Annotated in this window: 17 protein-coding genes and 1 tRNA gene; 14 read left to right on the plus strand and 4 right to left on the minus strand. The window is 64.5% G+C overall.

Features of this window, described 5'->3' with window-relative positions; genetic code table 11:
• Nucleotides 1–30: 30 nt before the first annotated feature.
• A tRNA-Lys gene (locus ACOOGG_RS11480) sits at nt 31–106 on the minus strand.
• 52 nt (nt 107–158) lie between these two features.
• On the opposite strand from ACOOGG_RS11480, the gene ACOOGG_RS11485 reads away from it, so the two are divergent.
• Complete coding sequence (locus ACOOGG_RS11485) at nt 159–338, plus strand: hypothetical protein (RefSeq protein WP_420435238.1); 180 nt, start codon at nt 159–161, stop codon at nt 336–338.
• Nucleotides 339–343: 5 nt separating this feature from the next.
• On the opposite strand, the gene ACOOGG_RS11490 is transcribed toward ACOOGG_RS11485, so the two are convergent.
• On the minus strand, nt 344–940 hold the full coding sequence (locus ACOOGG_RS11490) for a histidine phosphatase family protein (RefSeq protein WP_420435239.1): 597 nt from the start codon (nt 938–940) through the stop codon (nt 344–346).
• A 70-nt stretch (nt 941–1,010) separates the two neighbouring features.
• On the opposite strand from ACOOGG_RS11490, the gene ACOOGG_RS11495 reads away from it, so the two are divergent.
• The 11 genes from ACOOGG_RS11495 to hemL all read left to right on the plus strand — a co-directional run bounded on the left by ACOOGG_RS11495 (nt 1,011) and on the right by hemL (nt 10,735).
• Nucleotides 1,011–1,247, plus strand: a complete 237-nt coding sequence (locus ACOOGG_RS11495; protein WP_420435240.1) for a MoaD/ThiS family protein — start codon at nt 1,011–1,013, stop codon at nt 1,245–1,247.
• A 65-nt stretch (nt 1,248–1,312) separates the two neighbouring features.
• Entirely contained in the window at nt 1,313–2,527 is a 1,215-nt protein-coding gene (locus tag ACOOGG_RS11500; protein ID WP_420435241.1) for a glycosyltransferase, read from the plus strand.
• On the plus strand, nt 2,524–2,979 hold the full coding sequence (locus ACOOGG_RS11505) for a YbjN domain-containing protein (protein ID WP_420435242.1): 456 nt from the start codon (nt 2,524–2,526) through the stop codon (nt 2,977–2,979). The genes ACOOGG_RS11500 and ACOOGG_RS11505 overlap by 4 nt, the downstream gene beginning before the upstream one ends.
• A gap of 165 nt (nt 2,980–3,144) precedes the next feature.
• Nucleotides 3,145–3,939 carry a pyrroline-5-carboxylate reductase gene (gene proC, locus ACOOGG_RS11510; protein ID WP_420435243.1) on the plus strand — a complete coding sequence of 265 codons (795 nt, stop codon included), beginning with the start codon at nt 3,145–3,147 and terminating at the stop codon, nt 3,937–3,939.
• A 119-nt stretch (nt 3,940–4,058) separates the two neighbouring features.
• Nucleotides 4,059–4,223: a helix-turn-helix domain-containing protein gene (locus ACOOGG_RS11515; protein ID WP_420435244.1), complete on the plus strand. Its 165-nt coding sequence runs from the start codon at nt 4,059–4,061 to the stop codon at nt 4,221–4,223.
• Nucleotides 4,224–4,260: 37 nt separating this feature from the next.
• Entirely contained in the window at nt 4,261–5,124 is an 864-nt protein-coding gene (locus ACOOGG_RS11520) for an SAM hydrolase/SAM-dependent halogenase family protein (RefSeq protein ID WP_420435245.1), read from the plus strand.
• Nucleotides 5,125–5,223: 99 nt separating this feature from the next.
• Nucleotides 5,224–5,853, plus strand: a complete 630-nt coding sequence (locus tag ACOOGG_RS11525; protein WP_420435246.1) for a precorrin-2 dehydrogenase/sirohydrochlorin ferrochelatase family protein — start codon at nt 5,224–5,226, stop codon at nt 5,851–5,853.
• A gap of 7 nt (nt 5,854–5,860) precedes the next feature.
• The gene (gene hemA, locus ACOOGG_RS11530; protein WP_420435247.1) at nt 5,861–7,111 is read left to right on the plus strand and encodes a glutamyl-tRNA reductase; all 1,251 of its coding nucleotides are present in this window, start codon (nt 5,861–5,863) and stop codon (nt 7,109–7,111) included.
• 10 nt (nt 7,112–7,121) lie between these two features.
• Nucleotides 7,122–7,982, plus strand: a complete 861-nt coding sequence (hemC, locus tag ACOOGG_RS11535) for a hydroxymethylbilane synthase (protein WP_420435248.1) — start codon at nt 7,122–7,124, stop codon at nt 7,980–7,982.
• A complete protein-coding gene (gene cobA, locus ACOOGG_RS11540; RefSeq protein ID WP_420435249.1) occupies nt 7,979–9,442 on the plus strand; it encodes a uroporphyrinogen-III C-methyltransferase in 1,464 nt (487 codons plus the stop codon). The genes hemC and cobA overlap by 4 nt, the downstream gene beginning before the upstream one ends.
• A 39-nt stretch (nt 9,443–9,481) precedes the next feature.
• Nucleotides 9,482–10,735 carry a glutamate-1-semialdehyde 2,1-aminomutase gene (hemL, locus tag ACOOGG_RS11545; protein ID WP_420435250.1) on the plus strand — a complete coding sequence of 418 codons (1,254 nt, stop codon included), beginning with the start codon at nt 9,482–9,484 and terminating at the stop codon, nt 10,733–10,735.
• A 16-nt stretch (nt 10,736–10,751) separates the two neighbouring features.
• On the opposite strand, the gene ACOOGG_RS11550 is transcribed toward hemL, so the two are convergent.
• Nucleotides 10,752–12,059: a geranylgeranyl reductase family protein gene (locus ACOOGG_RS11550; RefSeq protein WP_420437589.1), complete on the minus strand. Its 1,308-nt coding sequence runs from the start codon at nt 12,057–12,059 to the stop codon at nt 10,752–10,754.
• The gene (locus tag ACOOGG_RS11555; protein WP_420435251.1) at nt 11,993–12,832 is read right to left on the minus strand and encodes a c-type cytochrome; all 840 of its coding nucleotides are present in this window, start codon (nt 12,830–12,832) and stop codon (nt 11,993–11,995) included. Before ACOOGG_RS11555 ends, ACOOGG_RS11550 begins: the two co-directional genes overlap by 67 nt.
• A gap of 156 nt (nt 12,833–12,988) precedes the next feature.
• On the opposite strand from ACOOGG_RS11555, the gene ACOOGG_RS11560 reads away from it, so the two are divergent.
• Together ACOOGG_RS11560 and ACOOGG_RS11565 are read left to right on the plus strand one after the other, a co-directional pair.
• Nucleotides 12,989–13,573, plus strand: coding sequence for a hypothetical protein (locus ACOOGG_RS11560; protein ID WP_420435252.1), 585 nt, complete (start codon nt 12,989–12,991; stop codon nt 13,571–13,573).
• The gene (locus ACOOGG_RS11565; RefSeq protein ID WP_420435253.1) at nt 13,573–13,989 is read left to right on the plus strand and encodes an NADH-quinone oxidoreductase subunit I; all 417 of its coding nucleotides are present in this window, start codon (nt 13,573–13,575) and stop codon (nt 13,987–13,989) included. The genes ACOOGG_RS11560 and ACOOGG_RS11565 overlap by 1 nt, the downstream gene beginning before the upstream one ends.
• Nucleotides 13,990–14,016 lie beyond the last annotated feature (27 nt).

The following is a 14,016-nucleotide window of genomic DNA, read 5'->3' on the forward strand; positions in this document are numbered from 1 at the left end:
CATCAGCGTAGTACCACGAGCGGCATAAGGTGGTAGGCCGCCTGGGACTCGAACCCAGCACCTTGAGATTAAAAGTCTCCTGCTCTACCTGATGAGCTAGCGGCCCGGCGCAACTGTATCGCCCAGAACCGGCGGAGTGGCCGGTAATATGCCCTGCGGTGGAAACATGGGAGTCATTGCTCGGCGATGTGGAGAGCGGTCTGATCGACGTGGAAGGGGTGCTTGTCGACCTCGACGATCTCGATGCCCTTCGTCTGCGCGTCCAAGCTGCGAAAGACGATGGAAGCATCGACCGCCGCCCGGTGCTCCAGCGCTGCGCAGAGCAGATGCAGTCCTGAACTAGCTAGAGCAGATCAGATACTGGGGTTTGGATTTCCACGCCTTCGAGGGGGTGGACTCGCTCTCCGGCCACCAATCGGCCGTTGGCCGCCGTCACCCATCGGCCGCTCATGTTGGTGACCCTGCCGGGCTGACAGCCCAGATGGGCTTCCAACGAGTAGATCACCCCGCCATGGGTGACCACCACCGCCGTTCGGTCGCCGACCACGCCGGCCAGTCGGTTTATGCCGGCCAAGACTCGGGCCAGCAAAGCGTCGTCTTGTTCCCATCCCGGCGGTCGTCGGCCGTCTTCCAAGAAGCCGGGATACCGCTCTTCAATCTGAACTCGGGTCAATCCGGAGAATTCCCGTACGTCCCGCTCAATCAGCTCGGGAACCGGTATCGGCGGATCGCAGCCCATTGCCTGGGCAATGATCTCCGCGCTGGTTCGTGATCGTTGCAGGGTGGAGGTGGCCACCACATCAACTGGCTCGAGCCGGGCCGCCGCGGCAGCCGCCTGCTGTCGCCCTAGCTCCGACAACGGTGGATCGGCCTGACCCTGCCAACGCCGCAACGCATTCCATTCCGATTGCGCGTGGCGTATCAGCAGTAGACGAGACACGGCTCAAACGTTAATGGCCGCGACATTTCGGACCGTGGTAGTGGCGAAGGATTCCCGTACAATTTCGTCCATGGCCACGCTGCGTCTCTTTGCCCATGTCAGGGAGGCGGCTGGCACCGGGCGGGATGAGGTACCCGGTGCCACGGTAGACCAAGTTCTCGCTGCCGCGGTCGACCGCTACGGGGCCACGTTCGCCGATCAGCTTCAGATTTGCCGCGTGTGGCTAAACGGTGAGCCGGTAACCGGTTCTGAGCCGGTGGTTGACGGTGACGAGGTGGCGGTGTTGCCCCCTGTCTCCGGGGGATAGCCTTTGTTGGTCATGCCAGTTCTTTGTCTGCTGTGCAGTTGCGCCACCGATCAAAGCGTGGGGCTATGACCCAGAACGTGGCGATCTTGTCACTGCACACCTCGCCGCTGTCTCAGCCTGGCATTGGCGATAGCGGCGGCATGAACGTCTACGTCCGAGAGATGGCTGCGGCGCTGGCTCACTCCGGCAGCCAATGCCGGGTGTATGTACGCCGTGGGCAGATGGGTTTTCCCAGCGAGGTAGCCATTGAACCGGGCGTGACCGTGGTCCACGTCGACGCGGGGCCGGCTGAATTGGGTAAAGAAGACCTTGTCGATGTAGTGGACGAATTCGCCGACGGCGTCATGGCCGACATGCGACGGCAAGGGCGCCCCGACATAATTCACGCCAATTACTGGCTGTCAGGGGTTGCCGGTCACCGAGTCAAGCACGCGGTAGGGGTGCCGTTGGCCGTGACCTTCCATACGCTGGCTCGCGTAAAGGCAGCCACCGGCGATCCCGAGTCAGAGCATCGGGCCCAGGCCGAGACCGATGTCATCGGCTGCGCTGATGTGGTAATTGCCTCCTGCGAGCCGGAGGCCCAGCAACTGCAAGACTTCTACGACGCCCCTTCTCAGCGGATTGAGTTGGCCCCGCCAGGAGTGGAGCATGCGCTGTTCTCCCCGGGCAACCAGGACGGTGCCCGTGCCGCTCTGGGTTTGGGTCGTGGCCCGGTCCTGCTTTTTGTGGGCCGGATACAACCTCTGAAACGGCCCCTCGTTGCGGTAGAGACTTTGGCCTGTCTTGCTCGCCCCGATGTGCGTTTGCTGGTGGTCGGCGGACCCAGCGGCGCCGAAGGTGAGGTTGAGTACCAGCGCCTGCAAGACCGCATCCAGGACGAGGGACTAGCAGATCGGGTGACGCTGGTTCCCCCCCGTCCCCACCATTGGCTTTCTACCTACTACCGGGCCGCCGATGTCGTCTTGGTGCCCAGCCGAAGCGAGTCCTTTGGCTTGGTTGCCCTTGAGGCTGCGGCCAGCGGTACCCCCGTGGTGGCTGCCCCCGTGGGTGGCCTGCGCTCAGTGGTCGACCACGGCCGCACCGGTTTCCTGGTGGACGATGCCACCCCGGAGGCGTTCGCCGCTCAGGTGGCCGCGCTGATTGACAATCCGCTCCTCGCTGCCGAGATGGCCTTGGACGCGGCCGAACGAGCCCGATCATTCTCTTGGGCCGCCATGGCCCGTTCGCTCCGAGCCACCTATCGGAAGGCCCAGTCCCGAGTACTCGTCGATTGCACATGATTCTGCGGGCCGACGAATTGGCTGCCCTGGAGTCGAACATCGATGCCTGGTTGGACGATCAGCTCCAGACGAACCCGACCGTGCTCACTGTTGACCGGGGCGAACCCGGCCAACGCCGTTGGTATGTTCGGATGGTGGGGGAGGAGAAGACGGTTTCGACCGTTTGGTTCACGCTCGGCCAAAGACAGTTGCAATGCGAATGCCACTTCATGCCCGCACCCGAGGAAAACGAGGGTAGGTTGTATGAGTACTTGCTACGCCGCAACCGAGAGCTGAGCGGCTTGCGTTTCGCAATCGGCGTGGAGGACGCCGTGTTCTTGGTAGCTGAGCTGCCCGCCCACACGGTGACGGAAACGGAGATCGACCGGCTCCTCGGCTCGTTTTACGCTTACTCAGAGCGGTGGTTCCGTCCGTGCATGCGAATCGGGCACGAAACACGATTTGGATATTAGGATATTTCAGTATCTTTCAGTTGTTTTACATTCAAAAAGGACATATGATTTCCTGCGTGATGCACTTGGCCGGTGGGCAGGATCGGGGAAGTCCTCCCACCGGCCAGCATCTTCCTCATCTAAAGAAGCCACCTGCCTGTGCTAACAGTCTGCTATAGCAGTGAGGTGGCAATTCGACTGCAACTGATAGGTGGGGGCCGCATGGGTGAGGCCCTGCTCGGCGGTCTGCTGACCGGTGGATGGGCCCAGCCCGGCGAGCTGGCCGTGGTGGAAACTATCTCAGATCGGCGAGCCGAGCTGACCAACCGCTTCCCCGACGTCGTGGTGGCCCAGCACCCCGTCGAACGGGCTGATGCCGTGCTCGCGGTCAAACCCAACGACGCCGCGGCTGCTGGTACCCGCCTCCGTGCGGCCGGAGTTGCCCGCGTCCTCAGCATCGCGGCCGGCATCACCACCGCGGCTCTGCAAGCTGTTCTGGATGATGGTGCTCGCGTAATCAGGGCCATGCCCAATACCCCGGCGCTCGTGGGGGCGGGAGCGGCAGCAATTGCGGCGGGCAGTCACGCCACTGATGAGGATCTGGTTTGGGCCTCCGGCATTCTCGAAGCAGTAGGCACGGTGGAGGTATGCGATGAGACGATGCTGGACGCGGTCACTGGGCTATCAGGCTCGGGACCGGCCTATGTGTTCTGGTTGGCGGAGAGCTTGATGGCCGCCGGGGTTGAGGTGGGCCTATCCTCCGATATGGCCGATGCCCTTACCCGCCAGACCATTTTGGGGGCGGCCCGACTGCTGGTTGAGTCAGGCGAGCTACCCGCCGATTTGAGAGCCGCAGTGACCTCCCCGGGCGGGACCACCGCCCGGGGCATCGCCGAGTTGGAAGCCCGCGGGGCGGCGGACGCATTCATCGCTGCGGTACGAGTCGCCACCGAACGGAGTCGTGAACTGGGGAAACCCTGATCTCTTCCCTACTTGCCGAGCGGGGTGGCACTCGACTGGCAAGGCCGCGTAAGGTGAGCCACGCACAGCGGAGTGAGGGGTGTGTTGGCATGGTGAAGCCAGAAGGGCGGGAAAGACTCATGACCGTGGCAGAAGTTGCTGCCCTCATGAGAGTCTCAACGATGACGGTCTATCGACTGATCAAAGCCCGAGATTTGCCGGCTGTGAGGATCGGCAAGTCGTACCGATTGCGCGAAGGCGACGTCGACCGCTACTTGGCCAGTCGCTACACCCAGGCAGGCTGACACTGCCTAGGGGTTTTCCCGCAGCACTTGGCATGCAATGACGCTGCGCTACGACACCATCTCTTTCCTTTCTGACTACGGGCTGGCTGATGAGTTCGTAGGGGTCGTGAAGTCGGTCATCCGTTCGGTGGCTCCCGACGTTGTAGTGGTGGACATCACCCACGACATCTCGCCCCACGATGTCCGAGCCGGAGGCCTGGCCTTGGCTCGCAGCGCCCAGTACCTGATGCCCGGCGTTGCGCTGGCCGTGGTCGACCCGGGCGTGGGCAGCAGTCGACGGGCGGTGGCAGTAGAGGTGGGCGACGGCACCTCGGTGTTGGTAGGTCCCGACAACGGCTTGCTGGCCCCGGCCGTGGCCATGGTCGGCGGGGCGTCTCGAGCTGTCGAGCTCACCGCCGAGCACTACCACCTTGCTTCCCTTGGACCGACGTTCGCCGGCCGCGATGTGTTCGGTCCGGTAGCTGCCCATCTGTGCATGGGTGCTGACCTCGCTGATGTGGGGACGCCGATCCCGGTGCATTCCCTCACACCGGGGGTTGTGCCGGTCAGCCGAGTCGACGGCGAACGGGTGTTTGCCGAAGTGTTGTGGATTGACCGGTATGGCAACTTGCAGCTCAATCTCGATCCCGCTGACATCGAACGGCTGGGTGATGAATTGCGGCTCACTGCGGGCGATTTGGGACGCAACGCCCGCCGGATTAGCTGTTTCAGCGATTTAGGCGGTGGTGATCTCGGGGTGCTGGTAGACTCCTACGGCTTAGTAGCCGTTGCCGCCAACCGGGGTTCAGCCGCAATGGAGTTGAACTGTGTGGAGGGAGACGCCATTACCGTCGAGACCGGCGGATCTGCTTCGGCCACCCCGGTCCAACTTCAACCCAGACCACCAGAGGCACTGGAATGAGACCAGGAACCACCATCGCAATCTCCATCTTGTTGGCGGCGATCCTCATCGCCGCGGTAGTCCAGTTGTTCGTGCTGGCTCGCTGACCTGCCGTTGGCTATGCCCATCGAGGAAACCCTCTACCCGGTGAACCTGCGGGTTGCCGGCCACCGCTGTCTGGTGGTGGGGGGAGGACAAGTAGCCTTGGCCAAGGCTGAAGGCCTGTTGGAAGCCGGCGCGGTGGTCGATGTGATCGCCTCCGATGTGGTTGCCGAACTCGACGCCCGGCCCGGCGTCACTGTGCATCGCCGCGCCTATCGCTCCGGCGATGTCGCCGGTTATCGGCTGGTTGTCGCGGCCACCGGCCGTGGAGAGGTAAATGCCGAGATATACCGCGATGGCGAGACGGCTGGGGTGTGGGTGAACAGCGCCGACGATCCCGATCATTGCTCCTTCACCTTGCCCAGCAGACTGCGCCGGGGACCGCTGATGGTGACTTGCTCTACTGGCGGTCATAGCCCGGCATTGTCACGCTGGCTCCGCCAGCGTCTGGAAGACGAGATCGGCCCCGAATACGAGACCTTGTTATGCCTGCTCAGCGAGGCGCGGAAGCGGATTCAAGCCACGGGGGTGCACACCGAGGACCGGGCTTGGCAAGATGTACTGGATTCGGGAATGCTGGAGTTGATCCGCTCCGGCGAAACCGGTCGGGCAAAAGAGATGATCGACCGCTTGGTCGACAACCCTTGAAGGACCAGTGTCAGTACTCGCTATAGGCCTCAACCACCGAACGGCACCGCTTGGTCTCCTAGAGCGGATGACCATCGACGAGTCCAGCCTGGCCAAAGTGCTGGGCGACCTCATCGGCCGCGAGCACGTCTCGGAGGCCGTGGTGCTGTCTACCTGCAACCGCATCGAGATCTACGTATTTGCGGAGACCTTCCACGGCGCCTTCCAGAATGTGCGGGATTTTCTGGCTGAGACCGCCCATGTTTCCCCTGAAGAATTCAGCGACGCGCTGTACGCCCACTACGAAGCCGATGCCGTGTCGCACCTCTTCTCGGTGGCTTGTGGCCTTGACTCCGCCGTGCTTGGCGAGCACGAGATTCAAGGCCAGGTGAAGAGCGCGTGGGAGACGGCTCGACTGGAGGGCACGTGCGGCACCACGCTTAATGCCCTCTTCCGCCACGCGGCAGAAGTTGGCAAGCGGGCTCGCACCGAGACCGGGATATCCCAGCACATCACTTCGGTATCCCACGCCGCAGTGGCCCTGGCCGCCGAGCGGTTGGGCGGGTTGAACGGCCGCCGCTTGATGGTGCTCGGGGCAGGCGATATGGGAGAAGGCATGGCTGCCAGCTTGGCCAAGAGCGAGACGGCAGAAGTTGTTGTGGCCAATCGCACCACCGGCCGAGCCGAGGAATTGGCCCAGCGCATGGGTGGCCGGGCCGTGAGCCTCAACGAGATGTCGGCCGATTTGGCTGTCGTGGATGTCCTCTTGACTTCCACGGGAGCTTCTTCGCTCATTCTGGAGCATTGTGACGTGGCCGAAATCATGACCCAGCGGGCCAACCGTCCGCTGCTGATCGTGGACGTCGCGGTGCCTCGCGACGTGGATCCCGCAGCTGGCGAGTTGGATGGGGTGACGCTGCTGGACATGGACGATTTGCGAGCCTTCGCCGATCGGGGTCTGCGCGAGCGCCGCGCCGAGCTAGACCGGGTGCGCACCATCATCAACGACGAGTTGAACCGCTACTTGGACTACAGCTCGGCTCGAGAGGCGGCCCCGCTGATCGCAGCATTCCGGACCAGGGCCGAGATTCTGCGCAAAGAGGAACTCGATCGCCATGCTGCCGGTCTGTCCCCAGCCGAGCAGCAGGCGGTGGAGGCTGCCACTCGAGGGCTGGTGGGCAAGCTCTTGCACGAGCCCACTGTGAGGCTAAAGGACGCAGCCGGATCGCCGCGGGGTGACCGTCTGGCCGAAGCACTCCGGGATCTGTTCGATCTCTAGAATCAACCCCATGCTGCGCGCCGCCACCCGAGGCAGCGCCTTGGCCCAGTGGCAAACCGCCCACATCGCCGAACTGCTGGGTCGCGTCACCGACGTCCAACCTCTGCTGGTCACCACCTCAGGCGACCGTTTGGCCGAACAGCCGATCTCGGCCATCGGCGGCAAAGGGGTGTTCGTCAAGGAGGTGCAGGCCGCGGTGCTCGACGGTCGAGCGGATCTGGCGGTGCATTCGGCCAAGGATTTGCCCGCGGCCACTCCCGAGGGCCTGGTGCTGGCCGCGGTGCCAACTCGGGCCGATCCACGAGACGTGCTGGTGGGCTGCCGTTTGTCAGACCTTCCCCAGGGCGCTTTGGTGGCCACCGGGTCGGCCCGGCGTCGGGTTCAGCTGCGGGAGCTTCGTTCGGATCTTTGCTTCGCCGAGCTTCGGGGCAACATCGGCACTCGGTTGGCCAAGGCCGGGGACTTTGACGCAGTGGTAATGGCCAAGGCCGCGCTGGACCGCTTGGGCGAGCACCCGCCTGTGGTCGATGTGCTGGGCTGTGAGGTCATGATCCCCCAAGTGGGCCAAGGCGCACTTGCGGTGGAGTGCCGTGAAGACGACGATCGGGTCCGCTCAGTGCTGGCTGCCATCCAAGACCCGTCGACCCGCCGGGTAGTGGATGCCGAGCGGGTCTTCTTGGCTACCCTGGGTGGTGACTGCACTCTTCCCGCCGGAGCCCACGCCCATATCCGGGACACAAAGGTGGCCATGCGGGCCGTGCTGGCCGACGGTCCGAATGGCGCCTGCCACACCGCGGCCGGCGAAGGCGACGACGGGGAGGCCCTGGGGCAGGACTTGGCCCGCCAGTTGTTGGAAGCGGTGGCCCGATGACCGTCTATCTGGTCGGTGCCGGTCCGGGTGATCCGGCCCTGTTGACCTTGAGAGGGGCAGAGGTACTGGCCAATGCCGATGTGGTGATCTACGACCGGTTGTCGGTGATGTCGCTGCTCGACTTGGCTCCAGCCGATGTCGAGCGCATCTCGGTGGGCAAGCAGCCCGGCGAACCCCGCACCTCCCAAGAAGACATCAATTCCCTATTAGTAGACCGAGGCCGGGCCGGACAGCAGGTAATCCGACTCAAAGGCGGCGACCCCTTCGTGTTCGCCCGGGGTGGCGAGGAGGCGGCCGCGTTGGCTGCTGCCGGCGTCGCCTTTGAGGTGGTCCCCGGCATTACATCCGCAGTGGCGGTGCCCGCCTACGCGGGAATTCCGGTGACCATGCGGTATTCCTCCACGTCGTTCACCGTGGTCACCGGTCACGAAGACCCGGCCAAAGGCGAGGGGTCGGTCAACTGGGATGCGGTTGCCGCCTTGGGCGGCACGGTGGTGGTGCTTATGGGCGCGGCCCGCTGCCGCTCCATCTGCGATCGGATCGTCGCAGGGGGCATGGCTCCCGAAACCCCAGCGGCAGCGGTGCAGTGGGGCACCCGCCCCAATCAGCGCACCCTGCGGGCCACCCTGGCCACTTTGGCCGACTTGGATCCTCAGCCGCCCGCCACAATTGTGATCGGCGAAGTGGCGGCCGCTGATCTGGCCTGGTTTGAGAAACGGCCCCTGTTCGGTCGCCGAATCGTGGTGACCCGGGCCCAACCCCAAGCCGCGGCGATGGCCGCCGAGCTCCGGCGTCGAGGCGCAGAGGCCATGGAGCTGCCGGCCATTGCCTTCGAGCCCCCCGAAAACCCCGACCGCCTGGCCCACGCCGCAGCTAACGTTGGCCGCTACGACTGGGTGGCGCTCACCTCGCCCACCGGTGTGGCCCGGTTCTTCGAGCACTTGCACGACGCCCGCAGCTTGGGGGGAGTGCGGGTGGCCGCCATCGGGCCGGGCACCGCCGCGGCGCTAGCGGACCGCAACGTGGTCGCCGACCTGGTCCCGAAGCAGTACGTAGCCGAATCCCTGTTGGAAGCACTGTCCGATGAGGTTGGGCCCGACGGGCCGGGTCGGGTACTCATCCCCCGTGCCGAATCAGCCCGCGACGTGCTGCCCGACGGACTAGCCGCCGCGGGCTGGGACGTCGACTTGGTTCCCGCCTACCGCACCGTGGCCCCGGACCCCGCCCCCGATGCGACGGCCCTGCTGGCTGACGCCGAGGTCATCACCTTCACTTCGTCGTCCACCGCCATCAACTTCACAGACACCTACGGCACCGACGCTGTGCCCGAGGTAGTCGCCACGATTGGCCCCATCACCTCCGCCACCGTCCGCAGCCTGGGCCTAGAGGTAACGGTGGAAGCCGCCGAGCACACCGTCGACGGCCTGATCGCCGCCCTCGAAGACTTCTTCACCTGCTGAGGTCTTCCCAACTACTTCGTTGACCTTAGGATCGCAGGCATGGTCACCAACTGGGGGTTGTTTGAGCGGGCGCAACGGGTGATTCCTGGTGGGGTGAACTCGCCAGTGCGGTCGTTCCGGTCGGTGGGGGGGACGCCGTACTTCGTGGACCGGGCTGAAGGGCCGTATGTGTGGGACGTTGAGGGACGCCGCTACATCGACTACGTGCAGAGCTACGGCCCCGGCATCTTGGGCCATGCCCATCCGGCGGTGACCGAGGCGGTGGCCAAAGCCGCCTCCGATGGCACCAGCTACGGGGCCCCCACCGAACGCGAGGTGCTGCTGGCCGAACTGCTTTGCGACCGTGTGCCAGGAATGGACTGGACTCGGCTCACTTCCAGCGGTACCGAGGCGGCCATGGCCGCCATCCGCCTGGCTCGAGGTGCCACCGGCCGCAACAAGGTCATCAAGTTCGCCGGCTGCTATCACGGCCACAGCGACGGGTTGCTGGCCGCCGGAGGCAGCGGCGTGGCCAATCAGGGTTTGGCCGACTCGGCCGGTGTGACCCCCGGAGCGGTGGCCGACACCGTTGTAGCTCCTTACAACCAGGTCCCCGCGGTGGACCACGAGGTAGCAGCGGTGGTGGTGGAGCCGGTGGCGGCCAACATGGGGGTAGTTGCCCCGGCAACTGGGTTTCTAGAGGGGCTGCGATCTGCCTGCGATGAGGTCGGTGCCCTGCTGGTGTTCGACGAGGTCATCACCGGCTTCCGCTTGGCTCCCGGGGGGGCTACCGAATGGTTCGGCGTCACCCCCGACCTGTGGTGCTTTGGCAAGGTAGTGGGTGGTGGACTGCCCATCGGCGTGTTCGGAGGCCGAGGCCATCTGAAGGAGCACCTCGCTCCACTGGGCGGCGTCTACCAGGCTGGAACGCTGTCGGGGAACCCGTTGGCCACCGCAGCCGGCTTGGCCACCTTGAATCAGCTCACCCCGGACGCCTACTGCAAGCTCACCGATACCGCAGCCCGTTTGGCCGACGGCATGACCGCAGTGGCCGCGGCATCTGGTGCTGCCGTCACCGTGCCCCGAGTGGGGTCACTACTGGGGGTGTTCTTCTGCGATCAGGCACCAACCGATTTCGACCAGGCCAAAGCCGCCGCGGAAAACGGTGTCTATTCCCAGGTGTTTCACTCCCTCCTCGAGGCCGGAGTGGCGTTCGCTCCCGGACCTTACGAAGCCCTGTTTCCCAGCTTGGCCCACACTGACGACCTCATCGACACCACGGTGGAGGCCTTCACCGCCGCCCTCAAGCAGTAAGAGGACCGCCCGCTCGTCAGGGCGATACCGCCATTGAGGCCCTCGCCGCGGCCTTGTAGATGTATTCGGCTGGGCCAGGGTCGTCGGAGTCCATGAGATTGGCCATTATCCGCAGAGCCCACTCCATGGCCGGGCGCGACTGCATCCCGATCCGGGTGAGTTCTCGCAGCAGCGCCGGTTTGCCGATCAGCCGGGCGAACAGCCGGGCCACCCGGAAGTAAGTCCCGTAGTTTTCCTCCAGCAGCGCCGGGTACCGCCAAATCGCCCCCCCGTCGCCGCTGTTTATCGCCTCGGCCACCAAATCGGCGGCCATCTTCCCAGTCTCGTAGGCGTAGTCGATTCCCTCGCCATTGAACGGGTTCACCGATCCGGCCGCGTCCCCCACCACCAGGTAGTTCGGTCCCACCTTGGGGCTTACCGACCCGGCCATGGGCAGACGACCGCCTACCGGGTCGATGAGCGGCCGATCGGGGTCGATCTCCCAATAGGCGGGAAGGGTGGCCGCGAATTCCCGCATCAAATGCGAGGTATTCACCGAGGTGTAGTCCCGGAAAGTGGACAACAGTCCGACGCCGACGTTCACGCACCCATCGCCCAGCGGGAAGATCCAGCCGTATCCGGGTAGCGAGTTGCCGTTGCGGTCCCGCATGTCCAGAGCGCTCTCGATCCATGGGGTGTCGTGCAGCGGACTCTCGAAATAGGTGCGGATGGCCATGCCCTGGGGGTAGGCCCGGTCGCGGGCTGTACCCAGAGCCCGACCGAACCGGGAATTGGCTCCGTCGGCCACCGCCACATAGCGGGCCCGAATCTGATTAGTGGTGCCAGTGGCCTTATCGGCCACCTGGGCACCGTCTAATAGCCCGTTGACCAGAATCGGACGAATGGCTTCGGTGCCGAGGAGCAGTTCAGCCCCGGCGGCCACCGCGTGGTCGGCCACAAGTTGGTCGAGCTCCCGCCGCCGCACCACATAGCCGTAGTCGGGGAACACCGGGTGCTGGGGCCAGGCCAACTCCATCGTTCGCCGGTGGGCCACCGCCCGCAGGCCCCCGTAGCGGTGATAATGGCTCAGCTCTTCGCCTAGTCCCATGTCATCGAGCGATTTGACCGCCCGGGGGGTCAGCCCGTCGCCACAGGTCTTGTCGCGGGGGAACTGCTTGCGCTCCACCACCACCACGTCGAGGCCGTGTCGGGCAGCCCAGTAGGCGGTGGCTGCTCCGGCAGGACCGCCGCCTACGACCAGCAGGTCGCGGCGAGGTGTCAGCTCGCTCCGATCCCGGCTTCGGCCAACAGGCCGCGCAGCGTGCTGGGGAAGGTCTGCCCCAATTGGAACTGTTGTGGCACCACTCCTTCGGCTTCGAACAACTCCTCAAGGTCGTGCAGGTCGGCCTCGGCGGCGCCGCCAAGCTCGATTCGCTCAAAGTAGGTCACGGCGAGGATTTCTCGGGCGCTCAGGTCATCGCCGAAGGCGGGCATGCCGTTGGCCGCTCCCAGAGACTCGTCTCCATTGTCTCCGTAGATGGTCCCGGGTTCGGCCGGCGAACCGTTGATGATCCAGATCACGTGGTCTTCCCAGTTGTTGAACGTGGCCATAACTTCGCCGTCCACCAGTGCGGGCCCGACTCCGCCGCCGCCTTCGGCACCGTGGCATCCGGCGCATCCACCGCTGCCCTCATATACCTCACGGCCCAGGGCGATGATCTCGGTGTCCCGCTCGGGTGACTCCAGAGTGCCGGCGAAGATTATGGCCCAGAAGGGTAAGAAAATCAGGACTGGCACGGCCCAAACCGGAATCTTCTTGCGGTTCAACGCGGCCTGAACCCAGGGCTTTACTGGCTCCGGCTGGGGCTCGGGCTCCGGCTCCGGCTCCAAATCGGGAAGTTCGGGCAAAGAGGGTCCCGCCGCGGCCGCCGGGGCCTGGGTCTGGGCCACCGCAGGAGCGGCGCCGGTTTCCGATGGCGGAACCTCTGCCGCAGGTTCTTCGCCGGTGGCCGCGCCGAGGTCCTTGCGACGATCCAGCGATCGTTGCAGCAGATGCTCGGGTACTTCTACCAACGCTCCTCCGGTATGATTCCCGGCCGGCACCACGTCCGGCCCCATGCCACATTAGGCCCGCCCAACGCTAACGGCCTAACCAGCGCGAACAGTGACTTTGAGGAGATGCGACGGGGCATGAGTAGCGGCCAGTTTGATGTGCAGGAATACGGGGTGGGGCTACTACTATCGGTCGCGTACCGCACCCACGAGGGGAGGAACGTGGCCGCTCAGAGGCCCATAGACATCGCCGTCACCAAGTTCTACATGGCCCTCGGAGGATGCTTCGTCCTCTATCTCGCGCTGTGGGCTTTCATCGCCGTCCACCAGTACGACGAGGGATTGGGTGCGCCGTACTTCAACGTGGCCCTCACCGCCTCCTTGGTGGTCTCCGTGTTGGGTATCGTTGCCTTCTTGGAGTACGCCCGCCGCCGTCCGGTGGGCACCTACCACACATGGGGCGAGGCTATGTTCGCGGCGGCGGCGGTCTTCTTTTTGCTGTTCTGGATCTATGGCGTGGTGCCCCACCAGTGGTTGGTGTACGCCGACAGCGAGCTCGGCTGGCGCAAAGACCGCCTTATCGAGGGCTACTACGTGGGCAACCAGGGCATTATTGCCTGGGCCCTGCCGTTTGACCTTCCCTACTTGGTATTGCGCGATGTTGTCGCAGTGTTGATCTACGGTTTGGCCTTGGCCGGGAACGTGGCCGCCTGGTTCGTGTGGCAGAACCGGGGCAAGACCGCTCCGGTCGAAGTGGAGAAGTCTGAGTATGGACGACCGATCGTGAGAGAAGGGGCGACAACCTGATGGCCAGTGCCGATGCCAATCCCCCCATGCCGGAGTTCCGCGACGACTACGTGCTGGTTGAGGTGGACAACGACTACCTCCAGAGCAAAGTCAAGCCCAAGCAGTTCATCCACATCGATCAGTCTGAGTGCATCATGTGCGAGGGCTGCGTGGACATCTGCCCGTGGAAGTGCATCCACATGGTGGCTCCCGACGCAGTCGACTTGGCGGTGGGCGCCGAGCAGCCCGGCGTCGACCCTAGCGACCATGTGATCTTCACCATCGACGAGGACGCCTGCACCCGATGTGCCTTGTGCGTGGACCGGTGCCCAACAGGTGTGATCACTTTGGGCCGACTGGGCGATCCTGGAGGCGATGGCGACCCGCATCAGCGAATGACCAGCTACGGCTACGGCTACGGCATGCGGTTGACCTAGAACTAGTGCCCGGAACGGACTGAAAAG

It is taken from the genome of Candidatus Poriferisocius sp., assembly GCF_965214065.1.
Lineage (GTDB): Bacteria > Actinomycetota > Acidimicrobiia > Acidimicrobiales > Bin134 > Poriferisocius.

What these genes read in the sequence shown, in the direction of transcription:
- ACOOGG_RS11495 (WP_420435240.1), top strand. Translation starts at nt 1,011, where the DNA reads ATGGCCACGCTGCGTCTCTTTGCCCATGTCAGGGAGGCGGCTGGCACC.
- ACOOGG_RS11500 (WP_420435241.1), top strand. Translation starts at nt 1,313, where the DNA reads ATGACCCAGAACGTGGCGATCTTGTCACTGCACACCTCGCCGCTGTCT.
- ACOOGG_RS11505 (WP_420435242.1), top strand. Translation starts at nt 2,524, where the DNA reads ATGATTCTGCGGGCCGACGAATTGGCTGCCCTGGAGTCGAACATCGAT.
- ACOOGG_RS11515 (WP_420435244.1), top strand. Translation starts at nt 4,059, where the DNA reads ATGACCGTGGCAGAAGTTGCTGCCCTCATGAGAGTCTCAACGATGACG.
- ACOOGG_RS11520 (WP_420435245.1), top strand. Translation starts at nt 4,261, where the DNA reads ATGACGCTGCGCTACGACACCATCTCTTTCCTTTCTGACTACGGGCTG.
- ACOOGG_RS11525 (WP_420435246.1), top strand. Translation starts at nt 5,224, where the DNA reads ATGCCCATCGAGGAAACCCTCTACCCGGTGAACCTGCGGGTTGCCGGC.
- hemC (WP_420435248.1), top strand. Translation starts at nt 7,122, where the DNA reads ATGCTGCGCGCCGCCACCCGAGGCAGCGCCTTGGCCCAGTGGCAAACC.
- cobA (WP_420435249.1), top strand. Translation starts at nt 7,979, where the DNA reads ATGACCGTCTATCTGGTCGGTGCCGGTCCGGGTGATCCGGCCCTGTTG.
- hemL (WP_420435250.1), top strand. Translation starts at nt 9,482, where the DNA reads ATGGTCACCAACTGGGGGTTGTTTGAGCGGGCGCAACGGGTGATTCCT.
- ACOOGG_RS11555 (WP_420435251.1), bottom strand. Translation starts at nt 12,832, where the DNA reads ATGGGGCCGGACGTGGTGCCGGCCGGGAATCATACCGGAGGAGCGTTG.
- ACOOGG_RS11565 (WP_420435253.1), top strand. Translation starts at nt 13,573, where the DNA reads ATGGCCAGTGCCGATGCCAATCCCCCCATGCCGGAGTTCCGCGACGAC.